Genomic DNA, 17,006 nt, shown 5'->3' with positions numbered 1-17,006 from the left:
CGTTTGTTAACGATACGCGCACGAAGGGAGCAAAGTTTACGTCGTAGCATTGCCGAGCATTGTAATGAGCAGCTTGAACTGGAGGCGCGAATAGAAAGTTCGCGGACTGAACGTCAAAATTTATGTCAGCAACTGCGAGAGCTGACCCAATGGTGTGGTTTGTTAGCACCGAGGGAATTCAGTGAACAAAAAAATCAGCTGCATTTAATTTATCAACAAGAACGTAGCCAACAGGCGCAAATTACTCAATATCTTGAAGAAAATAAGCAGCTTGCAATTAAAGTAGAAGCGCTTCGAACATTATTACAGCGTAATCTGCTGGAACAGGAAAAACTACGGATACTGATTAAAGATGAGTCGAGTCGATATTGAAGGAGCCATACCCTTATGGCAAAGCATCGGTAATAATCAAACAGAGGATGGCTCTCGAAAGCGAGAACGTTTTTTGCGTCATTTACGTTTAGATTCATGTCCTAAATTGGTGAAGAAAAACGCGACTCAGAGCGAATTGTTACCAGCGGAGCAATGGGCGAATTACCGCATTACTTCAGGGGTACTCAATGGAACACTTATTCGTGTTCATCTGAGGGGAAATGGAATTCTGTTACAGCTTTTTTGCCCTAATAATAAAACAAAAAAACGTGTCTTAAGTGTTAAAAAACGTTGGCAGCGTAGCTTGATACAGCTCGGCATTCCTTGTGAGTTGGAGGTCATTGATGCTGTTGACACTGTCCCCTGAATTGAAGGAATTAAGTGCATTAATAGGCAATGGACGCACGCAAGGGGCAGTCACTACAACCTTTAAGATGATGGAAGGGAAGGGTGTCTGTTTGCCAGTCAGCATCGAGGGCGTTAACTGTGGCATTTGGTTATCTGAACAAGAATGGGCAAGCTGGCTTGAATCTGTACTTGCTGTCTCCGATCCCAACTGTTTAAACAACGATTTATTGGTTGGCATGTCTCATTGGCTGCTTTCTTCTCTCCAGCGCGTATTGCCATTATTGGTCGTCAGCAACCAGCTATCCCGCCCATACGACCTCTTGAAACAATGGGCAGTGGTATGCACATTTAGCTTAGAAAACCAGCAATTTAATGCGGTATTGTTTGACTGGCCGCTGATGAAATTACATAAAATTTTCACCGATTGGCCTAGCGATCAGCCATCTTCATCAGGATCTAAATCACAATCATTAAGCTATCAATGTGGATTAGTCGCCGGTTGGTGTCGTTTGTCTTTGACGCAATTACGCACGATAAAGGTGGGCGATGGGCTACGTGTGTGTGCCGCCGCCGATCTAGAAAATAACTGCTGTTGGTTGTGGCAGCTGGGTGAGCCGCAGTTTTACATCAGGTTAAGCGAGGAAAACCAAATGACAATACAAAACATTAATCAGGATATTGATGAATTACTGCACTTGGATACGGATACTACTGCCGGATCCGCGGTGGAAAATTTACATTCGGTTTCCTTGGATGCGTTGAAAAAAACCTTGGTAATGGAAATCGGTCGCCTCGACATGAAAATAGAAGATATTAAAGCGCTTAGCGTGGGGCAGACATTAGCCTGTAAAAGTGCCTGCTATGGCGAAGTCGGCATCCGATTAGATGGACAACAGGTTGGCTCTGGCAATCTAGTACGTTGTGGAGAAGAATTGGTGGTGAGGATTGATCAGTGGGCGCTGAAATAGACTCGAAATCTCTTGAGCGTCGCTCAAGAGATTTTGAACATAAAATTAATACCCTAGTGGAATCGGCATGGAACTACTCAACACCTCCTATAAATTGATTTTTTTGCTGTCGTTATTATCTATTTTGCCTTTATTAATGGTAATGGGAACCGCCTTTTTAAAATTATCAGTGGTTTTTTCTTTGCTACGTAATGCACTGGGTGTGCAACAAGTTCCGCCCAATATCGCTATTTATGGTTTGGCACTGGTATTAACGTTATTTATTATGGCGCCAGTCGGATTCGATGTGTATGACCGCCTGCAAGGTGAGGAACTTCCGGATGACATCGGGGCTTTTATACAGCATATCGATGAAAAAGCCTTGGTGCCTTATCGCGCCTTTTTAGTGCGTAATACCTCAGTTGAGCAAACGAATTTCTTTACTGAAATTATTAAAAAGGATTGGCCAGAAAAATATCGCGATAAAATTAAGCCAGATTCATTACTTATCATGATGCCCGCCTTTACGGTCAGTCAATTGACCGAGGCATTTAAAATAGGGTTATTGCTTTACCTGCCTTTTGTTGCCATCGATTTAATTGTTTCTAATATATTGTTAGCGATGGGAATGATGATGGTATCACCGATGACTATCTCACTCCCCTTTAAACTGCTGATCTTTATTATGGTAGGGGGATGGCATTTGTTGCTGGGGCAATTAGTAGGATCATACGCATGAGTGAGGCTATTGTTGTTCAACTTGCCACTCAAGTACTCTGGATTGTACTAATGCTTTCAATGCCTGTGGTGGTGGTCGCTTCAGCAGTGGGGTTAATCATCAGCTTATTTCAAGCATTAACGCAAATACAGGATCAAACATTACAGTTTTTAATCAAGCTATTGGCGGTATCTATCACATTATTGGTTAGTTATCATTGGATGGGTAGCACCTTGCTCAATTATACCCAGCAAGTTTTTTTACAAATTGGCAGCATGCGCAACTAGCATGGAAGAATACTTGTTTTGGGTGGTCGCCCTGGCGCTAGCGATGATGAGACCCTTGGGGATCCTATTGATTTTACCGCTGTTCACCGCGAGGAGCCTGGGGAGCAGTTTACTGCGCAATGGTTTAGTGGTTGCCATTGCCTTGCCCATGACCCCAATGTTTTTTTCATCGCCACTGATCCATTCGAGTTCCATCATGCTGTGGTGCTCGATCATCATGATCGAATTATTGATTGGTATCATTATTGGTTTTTTTGCTGCGTTGCCATTTTGGGCGATAGATATGGCAGGATTTTTGATTGATACGTTACGTGGTGCCACCATGGCGACATTACTTAACCCTACCATGGGTATGCAGTCTTCTATTTTTGGTATTTTGTTTACGCAAATTTTATCCGTATTGTTTTTAATATCCGGTGGTTTTAACCAATTACTCTTGGTGCTGTATGGCTCTTATAAAATACTCCCCACTGGGCAAGGCATCACGCTGTCTGATGCCTTTTTTACCTTTATCAGAGTACAGTGGAAATTAATGTTTGAATTGTGTTTAACTTTTGCTCTGCCTGCATTATTGGTGATGTTATTAACCGATCTCGCACTGGGATTAATTAACCGTTCGGCGCAACAACTCAATGTTTTTTTTCTCGCTATGCCAATAAAAAGCGCTATGGCATTATTTTTATTACTTATCGGCTTACCTTTAGCATTCCATCATTATTTATCTCAGGTGAGTCATATTGAGAAAGAGATGAGTGTTTTGATTCAGTCACTAAAAAAAGAAGAAAAAAAAGGGGCAGAAAGTGGCTGAAAAAAATGAAAAACCCACGCCTAAAAAAATTAAAGATGCTCGTGAAAAAGGACAGGTAATCAAAAGTGTTGAAATTACCTCGGGTGCGCAACTGGTGGTGGTATTAATTTATTTTACATTGACCGGCAATGACTTAATCGATCAAGCCGCCGCTTTAATACGTAGTAGTATTGAGCAATTAAGCCAACCAATGAATATTGCTGCATTACGCATCGGCGCGGAAGCCACGGCTTTGCTGATGCATATAACCGGAATATTAGGCGGTGCTTTAATCATAATAACGTTATTAATGGGGATCAGCCAAATTGGACCATTATGGGCACCCAAAGCACTCTCTATTAAAGGAGAGCGTATTAATCCTATTAATAATTTACGTAATTTAGTTTCGTTTCGCAGTCTATTTGAATTAGGAAAATCACTGATTAAAATTGTTTCATTGTCGTTAATTTTCGGCTATTTACTCAGTCGTTATGCTCCCACCTTTGGCTATTTATCCTATTGCGGCAGTATCTGTGCTATGCCGGTATTTGGCACTCTAATGAGTTGGTTACTGGGATCGTTAATTGCCTGTTACCTACTCTTTGCTTTGCTTGATTATTCTTTTCAACGTCATAGCGTTATGAAACAACTAAAAATGTCGCCTGAAGAAATCAAGAGGGAATTTAAAGACAGTGAAGGTGATCCACATATCAAACAAAAACGGCGAGAGCTACAGCAACAAATACAAAGCGGAAGTCTATCCACCAATGTGAATCGCTCAACGGCAGTGGTACGTAATCCGACTCATTTTGCTGTCTGTTTGTTTTATCATCCTGAAGAGGCACCGCTACCTATAGTGCTTGAAAAAGGCCACCATGAAATGGCCAAGACCATTATTAAACTGGCCGAGCGAGCCGGTGTCCCGGTGATCGAGAATGTCGCCTTGGCACGAGCGCTCTATCGAGATGTTGATTGTGGCAACACCATCCCTGAAAAATTGTTTGAACCGGTAGCAACATTATTACGGATGGTATTGGCTTATCAAACCGATGATGATGATGAAAAAAGCTAGGGCATAGCGGCGTCGGTCACTCGGCGTTCAAACAGCTCGTTTTTAATATGATTTTCCAGCGGTGCTGAACACAGGTCTGAATCAAATATCACAGTGACCGTCCCTCTATAGGTATCCGCTCCACGCTTGATCATATTATCAACATGAAATGGCTTCACTTTAAAATCGATATGACCGGAGCCATTTTGTACCCTATTAATGGTATTAAAAATATTATTCTCCAAATCCTTACCGACCTTGAGTAGCTGCTTACTCACCTTTTCTTGATTGATATTCACCGGTAACGTCAGATAACTCTCAACAGGCACGGTAATACTGGGATCGCGATCGCTTCGTATCGCACAATGCTCCTCTTCTGTCTGATCACATTTAAGATAAACAGTGAAAGGACCTGAAGACGAAATACCAAAATTACTGCGAGCAATGAGGCTAATCGGTTTTTTTTCGTTATAGCTAATATTCTCCCAGCCCTGTTTAGGTGCCAGTAATACTGACGAATTAGCACCGGCCTGAGGCGTTATTCTGAGTTCGTGATTAATTCTAAAGTAGAAATTAAGACCGAAGAGCACATCAGGTAACCAGGGTGAAAAGGTTTCGCCCAAATCAAGATTCAAATCGTCATTCGTAATATAAATACCGCTTTCCATGGTTAATGGATTTGGCAGGGTTAATTCAGCGGTGATGCTAATATTTTTTAGAGCAACAGCACTATTGACCGGCAGGATTTCATAACAAGGCGTATCACCAGAGCGCCTGTTACAAGAAAAGACACCCGCTTCGCTAGTATTCGTATTCGCTTCTTTTTTATTATATTGAACTTCCAATTCTGTCACTTTAAATGCGAGCTGCCGGTACGCATAGGGGGTATTGAGACTATCGCCATCGTTGATATTTTCGAGCGCTAATGTTGAGGAAAACCCGGGAAAATAAAGCCCATGCTTTGGAGCATGGTTTGCCTGTATATCAATCCAACCGGTGTTGACAGGTAAACAAAGGCGTAAAATGAGCTTTTTTCCATCGTCAGAGATTCGACTTTTATTTAAGCAATTGCCCCCTTTTTGGCTGAGATGGTGAAAGGTGTCAACGCTACTTTAGATTGACCACTTTTTGCTACTTTAAAATGTCCAGTTTTTGCTAATTTTCCTGTTGGGTTTCTATTCCAGGCGCCTGGATAATATCAGTCGTTTTTATAGGCAACATGCCTGCTTTGCGTTTATTTTTGAGTCGATAGCTTTCTCCTTTAATATTCAATGTGGTTGAATGATGTAAAAGCCTGTCTAAAATCGCAGTTGCTAAAATGTGATCACCGAATACGTCCCCCCAATCAGTAAAACTTTTATTTGATGTGAGAATGATGCTCGCCTTTTCATAACGACGGCTCAATAACCTGAAAAATAGGCTAGCTTCTTCGCGATTCATCGGTAAATACCCGATTTCATCCAGTATTAATACCCTGGCATAGCACAGTTGCTGAAGTTGGCGTTCCAGACGGTTTTCTTGCTTTGCCTTCATTAAGGTACAGCAGAGTCTATCCAGAGGCATAAACAATACCCGATGCCCAGCTGTAGCTGCCTTGACAGCCAGCGCTATCGCCAAATGCGTTTTCCCTACCCCAGGTGGGCCTAACAAAATGACGTTTTCATGATGTTCGACAAACCTCAGCCCCGCCAGCTCGCGGATAATTTTCCTGTCTATACTTGGTTGGAAAGTAAAGTCAAATTGCTCCAAGGTTTTTATCCACGGCAAACGTGCTTGTTTTAACCGCGATTCCAAGCCTTTTTGGTGACGCCCGTTCCATTCCTGGGCTAATGCCTGCTGGAGAAATTCACGGTAGTTCAGTGCTTTCTTGGTGGCTTCTTCACATAAACTCTCCAACGCATCGCCCAGGTAATCCATTTTTAACCGTATCAACAAGTTTTCCATTTCCATCAGAGTAGCTCCTCATACACACTGAGCGAACGAGACGCTACTCGATTGACCTGTTGCCAAAGGGCTTGATGATGTTCTGGCACCTTTTGCCAGCCCTGCGTTACCTCCTGCAAGAGATGCGTCGCGAGCAGTTGCTCATCGCCGTAAATACGTAGCGTATTATCTAAACCGATACGAATATTAACCGCACGACCACACCAGAATGAAGGCACGCTATAGCGATTACCTCTGACATCGATATAGCTGTCCCATGCCACTTGTCGTAGGTCGAAGTAGCTGGTATCGAAATCAGTCGCAGGGAGTGGCATCAAGGCTATTTTTTCCTCAGCAAAACGATTTTCCGGTGTCTGCTTGAATTGACGAAGATGACGCTGGTCTGCCACTTTCGCCAGCCACATCGCTAGCAGTTGATTAACATGAGCGAAACTCTCAAACTGACGGTAGCGAGTGAAAAAATTGTGTTTAACATAGCCCACCATCCGTTCGGTTTTGCCTTTCGTTTGCGGTCGATAAGGCTTACAGGCGCGAGGGCTAAACCCATAGTGATTAGCCAGTTGCAGGAAGCCCGCATTGAACTCGATGTGGCCATTTTGTCCATGTTTGATAACAGCGGCTTTTTGGTTATCTACCAAGACATTTTTTACGCTGCCACCGAAGTAATTGAAGCTGCGAACCAGCGATTCATACGTGTGCTCAGCATCTTGCTTAGGGGCAGCAAAGACATGAAAGCGACGCGAAAAACCGAGCGTATTAACGGCAAAATTAACCGTACAGGCAGAGCCTGCCACCTCAACGATGATTTCTCCCCAATCGTGTTGAAGTTGATAACCGGGGAGGGTTTCAAAGCGTACCGTGTTTTTCGAGGCCCTGAGCGGACGTTTGGGATGTATATAACGTCGGAGCATCGCACTCCCACCCCGGTAGCCTTTTTCACGGATTTCCTCAAAAATAACCGCCGCATTCCAAACCTGTTCACTCAACCTTGAATCGATGTAGTCTTTAAAGGGCTCGAGTTTAGCAACCTGTTTTTTACCGCGTTTTGCTGTTGGCGGCGCAGGATAGCTAATGTGCCGTCTCACCGTTTTTTCTGAACACCCTATCTGATGGGCAATATCAACAATAAATGCCCCCTGTTGATGGCGTTGTTTTATCATGTAGTGGTCCTCTCTTCTTAGCATGCTTATTTCCCTCATGGCTTTGTCACCACAAAGGAAACTGCATTCTGGCTTGAGTGGACAAATTAAATTAGCAATTTACGGTCTTTTATCATTAGCGCTGACAAAAGGTCTTATCATTAACATGCGGCTGAAAATCTGCCGTTATCACCACGGTTTCTGCCATTACCCCACTGGTCATCATCAATAATAACAACAGCCCCATAAGAGGGTTATGAAAGCGATTTTTACTGCTCATTATTTTTATCGACATAGTTATTGACATAGTTATCGACTCCGATGGCAGGCTAAGGTATCAACAAAACGGACTTTACCTTTTTCTGCAAAAGGGGCGGGAGCCAATGGGCAGATCAGCCCAGGTTGATCTCCTTGGCCAGTCAAGGTAATTTTCGGGTTAGCCGCATTCACCTCAAGTGTAAACACGCCATCACTATTAATACGTGCTTTGCCCACATCACTGGAAATTTCTTGGTTATACAATAATTCACCGTTTTCATCGGTTAGCATGCCGACCACGGTTTCTGTTTTTACTGCCCGCAGTTTAAGGTAATTAACACTGCCGCGGTTCATGCGTAAAGTGTAATTTTCCGGATAAATTTTTATCCCCTCACCAGAAGGCGCACTAAATTGCAACAATTTCTCTTGCCAAGGCATCACACTGACAATATTTTTACCGGTTTGTAAAAAGGGGGAGTTAGCCTCCGCGCCGGATATCTCAAGCTTGAGATCCTTTTGATCACTTTCTACCTCTAAGATCAACGCGGCTTGCGCATCCAATTGTCGTCCAGCGGCAATACTGTTACCGCCGAAAACTAAAATATTACTCAAATTAGCACCGCCGTAGAGATCGGTTGTCTTCGCTCCTCGCTGCAAATAAACATCACCGTTAATCAGAGGGGTATCAACGCCTAGGTTACCACTTAGCGACAGGCCATCAGGATCTGCTGAGACAGTGGTATTGGCATAACTGAAGGGGGCAGGGTGCTCTGGTCGCCACTGATAATGCAGATTGGTGTAGGGATTGTCATTTTTTAAGCCGAGCTGTGCCGCAATACTGTGTGTTTTTAGCGTCTTATCTAAACTAAAAGAAAGGCCTAATTCGATTCCTCTATCACGCCCTTGATAGGAGGAATAGCGAGGCCGATCATAGCCCACGAACCTAAGGCTAACATCACGCCCGACGATCCTCACTGAGGTATTGATGCCGATATCCGCCGCCAGCCCAGGTTGCGAGCCCGCACTGATATATTGCCCGCGAAGCATCATGCTGCTGTGGCGCGTTAAATTCTGATTGAGTGTGATCGCCCAACTTTCTTTATTAGCGTTTTTATTGTTACCTTGCTTACCATCTGGTGTATTGATACGGCGCCAATGCAGGCCAATACTCCCTTGTGAATAACGTTGGTAATAACGAAGATCTGTTGAGATCCTTCGCTCACTGTTAGCACTGATTTGGGCATAGAGCGCGTTTTGGTTATTTAACATAATTTCAGTGCGCGCACTGACATCTTGCCGCTGGCCTTTTTGCGCCAGTGCCGCGCCTAAAATCACGCGGGGATGGAGTAAAAAATCAGCGCTGCCGCCTAAGGCAATCCCTTCCTTATCTTGCGAGTCCCGAGATGATGACAGAGGTTGAAGCTGACCGAACCACAGGTTATAGCGCCAACGCTTACTATTATCTTTCCAGCGTATTGGTTTATACACCTGAGCACGCTGGCTATCTGTTTTTTTACCATTTTCAATAATATCAATCCTGATATCATAAATACCGGCGGGCAAACGCAGCGTATTGAGAGGCTGTATACCCGCTTGCAATTGTTGGCTGTAAATTAAGCGATTATCACGGTAAACTTCCGCAATAGCCGCGTTGCGACCGGTGACATAGATGGGATAGAGACTGACGTTATCATAGTCAGCCAATAAATTATCTGAGCTGGTCCACATCATGCCCAAGGTTCTTTCATTACCAAAACCGCCCGTTTGCACATTGCCTGCCGCAGAGCTGGGCGTAAAATAGCCAAAACGAAGAAAATGTCCCTGCCATTCTTTTTGCGTATAAAATTCATATAAATTGATCGTATTCTCTGCTGAACCCTGTGTGTTATAGGCTGCCGATTGAAAAGACAGCTTTTGGCTCCAGCCCATTAGCGACGAGATCCAGGATGAATTAAGCCGCGAACGATGAGAGGCATTCTGCCCGCCAGAATAATTAAAATCATTACTGATAATCAGTCCCGCAGGGGTTCCGGTGGGCATCGCAAGATAACGACTCTGTGTTTTTTCTTTTTCATATTCTTTCGAATACAGCTTTAATGAAGAGGCACTTAGGCTATATTCTGCCGCCATCAAGCCTGATGGACAGTGGTCTTCACATTTTCCAAGCTGAATGCCTTGCAGTAAAGAATCTTCCCAACGATGAATATCAGCTGAGTCATAAACACTTTCATTCTTGCTGGTTAGTCTCACTAAAGTAATAGTGCCTGCTTCAGTTAAGGTCATATCAGCATCAAATAATATTTTATCGTTTAAATAAACCTGAACCGGAATTTCTGAGTGATAAAAATAATCTTTGAAATCGTCAGGCATCGCCTGTTGATCTGGCGAAAATAAAATAGGATTAGCCACTGCGTAATTAAAAGTAGAACAGATAGCTATAATAAGAAAAAGAAAAAACAAAGATAAAAACATAATATTTTTAATTAAATTTATTTGATATTAATTTCCAATGACTATTAAAAAAAGGATCAGCCCGTCAATCTTTTAGCATGGTAACTTAATAAAACTAATAAGAATGACGGATTGGTATGTTTATATTATTACAGAGATTAATTACACGTCAGATTCAAACATAACGGTAACTTCTCCTGTATAGTTTCCGCTTGGTGTCGTATCCTGATTTAAAGAGACAGGTTGTATTTTTAAATTAGCGTTGCCACGAGTGGCGCTGGTTGTTTCATCAACGACAGCAGATGAAGAGTCATGACTAATTTCAACACCATTATAATATATCGACAATGGTATTGTATTGTTCTTACCATCAGTTAATACTGGCTCACCAGTTAGTCTAGCATTGATAGCCTTTCCGGTAGTATTAACATGAGTAAAGGGCACATCCACTGTTCCTAATGTTCTTGCAGCAGGATTGAAGGTTAATTCATACTGGCTTTCAAGATCACTGGTAGGTTTGACTTCAAAGACAACCGGAGTAATACGCGCCAACAGATTAATAGTATGATCTTGTGAAAATGTCTGAGCATAAGCCCCAGAAGAAAAAGCCGTTAATGCCAAAATAGCTGAAGCTAAAAGCGTTTTATTTTTTACCATTGTATTTTTCATATTTTCCCTTAATGATTACTTTGATAATGTTATCCTGATTAGGATGTTTTCTTTAAATTTAACCTAATGGTTAATATTTAAAATAGGGTTTTACTGCTTTGTCTAATACAGAGTAGCTTACGTACTCTTGCCTTCAATAAGCGTATAATTTATTTCCCCTTCAGCCGTTTTTTTATCCAACTGATAACTCTTGCCCGGTAGAATAAAAGTACGTCTTTCTTCTTCGCATCTTTTTTTATCTTTTTCTTGTAAACAGATTTTTATTTTATCTAATAGCACCGTAGCATTGCCGTTATTTTTTACTGTAATAAGCTGTTTATCTTTAATGAATTGCGTATCAAAGTGTGGATTTTCTGGCAAGACAAAAAGCGCGCTACCATAACCTGTCATAACATTGACACCGGCTTTAATTTCTTGTGTCGATTTATAATCTTTTAATTCTTTTTCAGTGAGATTAAAGCCGTCATTATTTTTGGGTAATACGGGTGTAAAACGCACACGGTAATAACGCTCTTTATCTCTTTTACCAGGAAAAATAAGCCGTACATATTGAAAACCGGAAGGAGGAATAATCAAGCGTTGTGGCGTGACTATTAATGTTTCTTTATTTACTTTATTATTTTTTACTTGAATAATCGGTGTTTCTGTATTCTTCTTTTCACCAAGCGTTATTTCTAAAATATCCACGCGCACAAAAGCGGTGCTACTACCAGAATTATAAATTCGTTTGGTTAATGTGCTTTCTCCCGGCATTAACATGTCATACATACTGCCAATATTAATAGCAGGAGACGCTGTCACTAGAGAAGAAAAAAAATAACTAGTAAGAAGAAATAAAAGGGGAATAATTTTTTTCATTTAATTAAATCCATTTAATAAATCAAGGTATAAATGTAGCTATTTAAAATGATTTAACGTGGGGGAATTCTATATTTATTATTTTTTATAATCACGAGTATACTTTGACTTTATTGGTTAAAAATAAAGAAACGAAATAATTTTAAGATTATTTAAGGGTTTTCCATTTATTAATATACCCAATGAATTTCAAGTTATGTCATTCAATATGCTATAGCTGAATCAGTTTAATTTGATTCAAGGCGAAGGGTATATCAGTGCAAAGGAAAACGCCCCGCATCAATCACCTCTGCTAATGCCTTTAGTTTGGCGAGCACCCGCTGCTGCATCATTGCACTTGCAATAACAATATCGATATCAATGGTAGCTAATTTTTTCTTGGCATCACTATGGCTAGCCAGTTTTAACACTTTCACTTTTTCGTTAGCTAAAACCGTGGTGATATCACGCAGTAATCCGCTGCGATCATGAGCGGTAACACGCACTAACAGTGAATACTCACTAGAATAATTTTCACTCCATGCCACATCGACAATACGTTCAGGTACATGCAGTCGAAGCTCGGTTAATTGTTCACAATGAGCCTGATGAATGGAGATCCCTCGCCCTTTAGTGATAAAACCTACAATGTTATCGCCTGGTATCGGATAGCAACAGTGGGCGATAGAGTACATCAGATTACCCACCCCTCCGACAATAATGCGCCCAGGCTCTTTACTATTAACCGCTCCTTGTTGTGTTCTGTCGGTCAAATACTGCATTGCCTGCTTATCGGCTTCTTCTGGGCTGGGTTTATTGCATTTACCGCGTAAGAAGTTAACCATCTGGTTGATGCGGATATCACCTGCACCAATCGCCATTAGGACTTCATCGAGTGAATTAACGTTGTAACGTGAGACCAACCATTTTTCGGCTTCTTTTAAACTAATATCGAGCTGTGCTAATTCGTTATCTATTATTTGACGCCCGGCCAAAATATTTTTTTCGCGATCTTGTTTACGGAACCAATTGTGAATTTTAGCGCGCGCCCGATGGCTGGTGATATAACCCAAATTAGGATTTAGCCAATCACGGCTCGGATTGGGGTGCTTTTGCGTGATAATTTCAATTCGGTCACCCATTTTTAATTGATAGGTAAAAGGCACGATGCGTTCGCCAACTTTAGCGCCAATACAACGGTGGCCAACATCACTATGAATGTAATAAGCAAAATCCAGCGGGGTAGAATAAACCGGTAAATCAATAACATCGCCTTTAGGGGTAAAAACGTATACGCGATCATCAAATACTTGGCTGCGTACTTCATCCAGTATAGCGCCCGAATCTACCATTTCTTCTTGCCAGGAAATCAATTTTCGTAACCAAGCAATCCGACTTTCATAGCCTGCTCGCCCTACCGTAGTACCCTCCTTATATTTCCAATGAGCGGCAATGCCCAGTTCGGCATTTTCGTGCATTTGGTTAGTGCGAATTTGAACTTCTAATGTTTTTCCTCCTGGCCCCAAAACGACAGAATGAATGGATTGGTAACCATTCGGTTTAGGATTAGCGACATAATCTTCAAATTCATCAGGTAAGTGGCGGAAATGCGTGTGGACAATACCTAGCGCCGCATAACAGTCTTGTAAACGTTCCACGACAATACGAACCGCACGTACATCAAACAATTCGTCAAAGGTTAACGATTTCTTCTGCATTTTACGCCAAATGCTGTAGAGATGTTTTGGTCGACCGCAAATTTCAGCTTTAATGTCCTCATCTGCCATTGCTTTACGTAATGTCGTGGCAAAATTGGTGATAAATTGTTCGCGATCAATGCGGCGCTCATGCAATAATTTGGCGATTTTTTGATATTCAGTGGGATGCAAATAGCGGAAAGAAAGATCTTCTAGCTCCCATTTCATCTGACCAATACCCAGTCGATTGGCCAGGGGAGCGTAGATATTTGAACATTCTTTCGCTACCAATAGCCGCTCTTCTTCTGGCGCATTTTTCACTTCTCGTAGCTGCGTGATCCTTTCTGCCAACTTGATAACGACACAGCGAAAATCTTCGACCATCGCTAGCAACATACGTCGGACATTATCTACTTGATTGGCGTTTGTTGCATCATTATGAACCGCCCTCAATTGGCGAATAGCATCCATGTCGCGCACACCTCGAATCAATGCGGCAATATCTTTGCCATGCTTTTCGCTGAGTGTTTTTCCCTCCAGCAAATTGGTATTTACCAAAGGAAATAACAGTGCGGCGCACAGACTGTCATTATCCATACTCAGTGTGGCAAGAATTTCAACCATTTCCAGGCCACGCCACAGTAGCAATGAAGCCTCTGGATGATTTTTCGTCTTTTGTTCACAGTAATGCCAGGTTTCAGCGAGTTTTTTAGATGAATGTAAATTGCTTAGTCCTAAATTAGCGATCCAAGTGTCGAGAGAAAATTCACCTGTTGAATTCAAATGTGTCCTTCTGATAGCAACCATAATTTTCCTCTAAGAGCCTATACCCTTCGCCTTTCAAGTTACGGCGGCGTTAGCTGCGTGTGTTCGCCTCATCAGGTAGCCTGTCTATGCTCATCGGTCGGTCGCCCTTGCCGCCTTGCCGTAACTCGAAATTCATTGGGTATAATCCAGATCTTTTTCCTTTTCAGGCGCATTCAACAAATCTCATTAAATGTCGATATTGGCCGCTTTCAATGCATTTTCTTCGATAAATGCGCGCCGAGGCTCTACGGCATCCCCCATTAATGTAGTAAATAACTGGTCTGCAGCAATGGCATCCTTGACCATAACACGTAACATACGGCGATTCGCTGGATCCATCGTGGTTTCCCATAATTGGTCAGGATTCATTTCACCTAATCCTTTATAACGTTGAATAGTCAAACCGCGCCGAGACTCTTTTACTAGCCAATCTAGTGCCGCTTCAAAACTGTCAACAGCTAAGCGACGTCCCCCACGCTCGACGAAGGCATCTTGTTCCAGTAGGCCACGTAATTTTTCACCCAATTGACAAAGTTTTCGATATTCACCACTGTGGATGAAATCAAAATCTAGAGGGTAGTCAGTATCAACACCATGAGTACGGGTTCGTAATAGGGGTTCAAATAATTGGCGCTCGGTGTTTTCACGTACGATAGCGCTATAGTGGCTACCCTGTTGTTCATTTTGGTTTAATAAAATCACCAGCGAGTCGATCCATTGCTGAACAGTTTCTTTATTAGCCAATGTTTCTTGCAGTAAATTGGGTTGATAAATGAGATGATTCAACAAAGCGCGGGGATAGCGACGCTCCATACGGGCTATGATTTTTTGCACCGCATAGTGCTCTGTAATCAATTTCTCCAGTGCTTGACCCGCTAACGCAGGAGCATAAGCATTAGTATGTAACGCAGCGCCATCAAGGGCTAAGGATATCTGATATTGTTCCATTGCCTCATCATCTTTGATGTACTGCTCTTGTTTACCTTTTTTAACTTTATACAGTGGGGGCTGCGCGATGAAGACATGGCCACGTTCAATAATTTCGGGCATTTGACGGTAGAAAAAGGTCAACAACAACGTTCGGATGTGTGAACCATCGACATCGGCATCGGTCATGATAATAATGCTGTGATAGCGTAGTTTATCAGGATCATATTCGTCTCGCCCGATGCCACATCCCAGGGCGGTGATAAGTGTTGCCACTTCTTGTGAAGATAGCATTTTATCGAAGCGGGCTTTTTCTACATTGAGGATCTTACCCTTTAGCGGCAAAATCGCTTGATTTTTACGATTACGACCTTGTTTTGCCGAGCCACCTGCCGAATCACCTTCGACTAAATAGAGCTCCGATAGCGCCGGATCACGTTCTTGGCAGTCCGCCAGTTTACCCGGCAATCCGCCTAAATCTAAAGCGCCTTTACGCCTTGTCATTTCACGTGCTCTACGCGCCGCTTCACGTGCACGAGCTGCATCGATAATCTTATTAACGACAATTTTAGCGTCAGTCGGATTTTCTAATAAATACTCTATTAATTTTTCATTCATCAAAGTTTCAACGGCGGTTTTCACTTCTGATGAGACCAATTTGTCTTTTGTTTGTGAAGAGAATTTAGGATCAGGCACTTTAACCGAAACCACCGCGATCAAACCTTCACGAGCATCATCCCCTGTTGCGCTGATTTTTGTTTTTTTGTTGTAACCTTCTTTATCCATATAACTGTTCAAAGTACGTGTCATTGCCGTACGAAATCCCACCAGATGGGTGCCCCCATCACGTTGTGGAATATTATTAGTAAAACAGTAAATATTTTCTTGAAAACCATCATTCCACTGCAAAGCTACTTCTACACCGATGTCATCTTTTATAGTGGAAAAGTAAAAGATTTTAGGATGGATTGGATTTTTATTTTTATTTAAGTATTCAACAAAAGCCCTGATCCCCCCTTCATAATGAAAATGATCTTCTTTATTATCACGTTCATCATGCAATTTAATGGAAATACCCGAGTTAAGAAAAGACAGCTCTCGCAGTCGTTTTGCCAGGGGATCATATTGAAATTCGGTGTTATTGGTAAATGTCTGCAAACTGGGCCAGAATCGCACACGGGTTCCGGTTTGTGCTGTTTCACCAACGATTCGAAGGGGCGTCTGGGGCTCTCCCATCATATAAGTTTGTTCGTGAATTTTCCCTTCACGATGAATGACCAATTCTAGTTTTTCAGATAAAGCATTCACTACCGATATACCGACACCATGCAACCCGCCGGAGACTTTATAGGAATTATCATCGAATTTACCGCCAGCGTGTAACACTGTCATGATAACCTGCGCTGCGGAAACCCCTTCTTCTTCATGTAAACCAGTAGGGATCCCGCGCCCATCATCTTGTACAGATACTGAATTATCCATATGGATCTTAACGATGATCTCTTTACAATGGCCGGCAAGCGCTTCATCGATAGCGTTATCTACCACCTCGAATACCATGTGATGTAGACCAGTACCATCATCAGTATCGCCGATATACATGCCCGGACGCTTACGAACCGCGTCTAGTCCTTTTAATACCTTGATACTTGAAGAGTCATAAATATTTGACATCAACGTTTCTCGCTTATTTGTAATCCTGTGATTGAAACTCTATTTTGCCATGTTCGATACGGAACATCTTGCCTTTATTAGAGCCTATACCCT

At 42.3% G+C, this 17,006-nt stretch carries 16 protein-coding genes; 8 read left to right on the top strand and 8 right to left on the bottom strand.

What is annotated here, in order from left to right:
* Positions 1-3 precede the first annotated feature (3 nt).
* The 7 genes from AACL30_RS13185 to AACL30_RS13155 all read left to right on the top strand — a co-directional run bounded on the left by AACL30_RS13185 (position 4) and on the right by AACL30_RS13155 (position 4,531).
* Positions 4-372, top strand: a complete 369-nt coding sequence (locus AACL30_RS13185; RefSeq protein WP_339056906.1) for a type III secretion protein — start codon at positions 4-6, stop codon at positions 370-372.
* Positions 353-739 carry a hypothetical protein gene (locus tag AACL30_RS13180; protein ID WP_339056905.1) on the top strand — a complete coding sequence of 129 codons (387 nt, stop codon included), beginning with the start codon at positions 353-355 and terminating at the stop codon, positions 737-739. The genes AACL30_RS13185 and AACL30_RS13180 overlap by 20 nt, the downstream gene beginning before the upstream one ends.
* Entirely contained in the window at positions 717-1,688 is a 972-nt protein-coding gene (locus AACL30_RS13175; protein ID WP_339056904.1) for a YscQ/HrcQ family type III secretion apparatus protein, read from the top strand. The genes AACL30_RS13180 and AACL30_RS13175 overlap by 23 nt, the downstream gene beginning before the upstream one ends.
* A 67-nt stretch (positions 1,689-1,755) precedes the next feature.
* Entirely contained in the window at positions 1,756-2,406 is a 651-nt protein-coding gene (gene sctR / locus AACL30_RS13170) for a type III secretion system export apparatus subunit SctR (RefSeq protein ID WP_339056903.1), read from the top strand.
* The gene (locus AACL30_RS13165) at positions 2,403-2,672 is read left to right on the top strand and encodes an EscS/YscS/HrcS family type III secretion system export apparatus protein (protein WP_006705036.1); all 270 of its coding nucleotides are present in this window, start codon (positions 2,403-2,405) and stop codon (positions 2,670-2,672) included. The genes sctR and AACL30_RS13165 overlap by 4 nt, the downstream gene beginning before the upstream one ends.
* A gap of 1 nt (position 2,673) precedes the next feature.
* Positions 2,674-3,480 carry a type III secretion system export apparatus subunit SctT gene (sctT, locus tag AACL30_RS13160; protein ID WP_339056902.1) on the top strand — a complete coding sequence of 269 codons (807 nt, stop codon included), beginning with the start codon at positions 2,674-2,676 and terminating at the stop codon, positions 3,478-3,480.
* Positions 3,473-4,531: an EscU/YscU/HrcU family type III secretion system export apparatus switch protein gene (locus AACL30_RS13155; protein WP_339056901.1), complete on the top strand. Its 1,059-nt coding sequence runs from the start codon at positions 3,473-3,475 to the stop codon at positions 4,529-4,531. Before sctT ends, AACL30_RS13155 begins: the two co-directional genes overlap by 8 nt.
* Here the strand turns inward: AACL30_RS13155 and AACL30_RS13150 are convergent.
* The 3 genes from AACL30_RS13150 to istA form a co-directional block, all read right to left on the bottom strand.
* A complete protein-coding gene (locus tag AACL30_RS13150; RefSeq protein ID WP_339056900.1) occupies positions 4,528-5,355 on the bottom strand; it encodes a hypothetical protein in 828 nt (275 codons plus the stop codon). The two genes, AACL30_RS13155 and AACL30_RS13150, sit on opposite strands and share 4 nt — an antisense overlap.
* Positions 5,356-5,665: 310 nt before the next feature.
* Positions 5,666-6,463 (bottom strand): IS21-like element helper ATPase IstB, encoded by a 798-nt coding sequence (gene istB, locus AACL30_RS13145; protein ID WP_339058365.1) that lies wholly within the window; start codon positions 6,461-6,463, stop codon positions 5,666-5,668.
* On the bottom strand, positions 6,460-7,638 hold the full coding sequence (gene istA / locus AACL30_RS13140; RefSeq protein ID WP_339056344.1) for an IS21 family transposase: 1,179 nt from the start codon (positions 7,636-7,638) through the stop codon (positions 6,460-6,462). Before istA ends, istB begins: the two co-directional genes overlap by 4 nt.
* On the opposite strand from istA, the gene AACL30_RS13135 reads away from it, so the two are divergent.
* A complete protein-coding gene (locus AACL30_RS13135; protein ID WP_339056899.1) occupies positions 7,637-7,825 on the top strand; it encodes a hypothetical protein in 189 nt (62 codons plus the stop codon). The genes istA and AACL30_RS13135 overlap by 2 nt on opposite strands.
* Before the next feature lie 77 nt (positions 7,826-7,902).
* On the opposite strand, the gene AACL30_RS13130 is transcribed toward AACL30_RS13135, so the two are convergent.
* From AACL30_RS13130 to gyrB, 5 genes are all read right to left on the bottom strand, one after another.
* Positions 7,903-10,260: a TcfC E-set like domain-containing protein gene (locus AACL30_RS13130; RefSeq protein WP_339056898.1), complete on the bottom strand. Its 2,358-nt coding sequence runs from the start codon at positions 10,258-10,260 to the stop codon at positions 7,903-7,905.
* Between the two features lie 204 nt (positions 10,261-10,464).
* Positions 10,465-10,971, bottom strand: coding sequence for a CS1 type fimbrial major subunit (locus tag AACL30_RS13125; protein ID WP_339056897.1), 507 nt, complete (start codon positions 10,969-10,971; stop codon positions 10,465-10,467).
* A gap of 117 nt (positions 10,972-11,088) precedes the next feature.
* Complete coding sequence (locus AACL30_RS13120; protein WP_339056896.1) at positions 11,089-11,829, bottom strand: hypothetical protein; 741 nt, start codon at positions 11,827-11,829, stop codon at positions 11,089-11,091.
* 254 nt (positions 11,830-12,083) lie between these two features.
* Complete coding sequence (gene relA, locus AACL30_RS13115; RefSeq protein WP_339056895.1) at positions 12,084-14,312, bottom strand: GTP diphosphokinase; 2,229 nt, start codon at positions 14,310-14,312, stop codon at positions 12,084-12,086.
* A gap of 186 nt (positions 14,313-14,498) precedes the next feature.
* Positions 14,499-16,913: a DNA topoisomerase (ATP-hydrolyzing) subunit B gene (gyrB, locus tag AACL30_RS13110; protein ID WP_006705045.1), complete on the bottom strand. Its 2,415-nt coding sequence runs from the start codon at positions 16,911-16,913 to the stop codon at positions 14,499-14,501.
* Positions 16,914-17,006 lie beyond the last annotated feature (93 nt).

Origin of the sequence: Candidatus Regiella endosymbiont of Tuberolachnus salignus (genome assembly GCF_964020115.1) — a bacterium.
Lineage (GTDB): Bacteria > Pseudomonadota > Gammaproteobacteria > Enterobacterales > Enterobacteriaceae > Regiella > Regiella insecticola.
The sequence above is the reverse complement of the archived record's forward strand: the minus strand, read 5'-3'. Positions and strand labels throughout refer to the sequence as shown.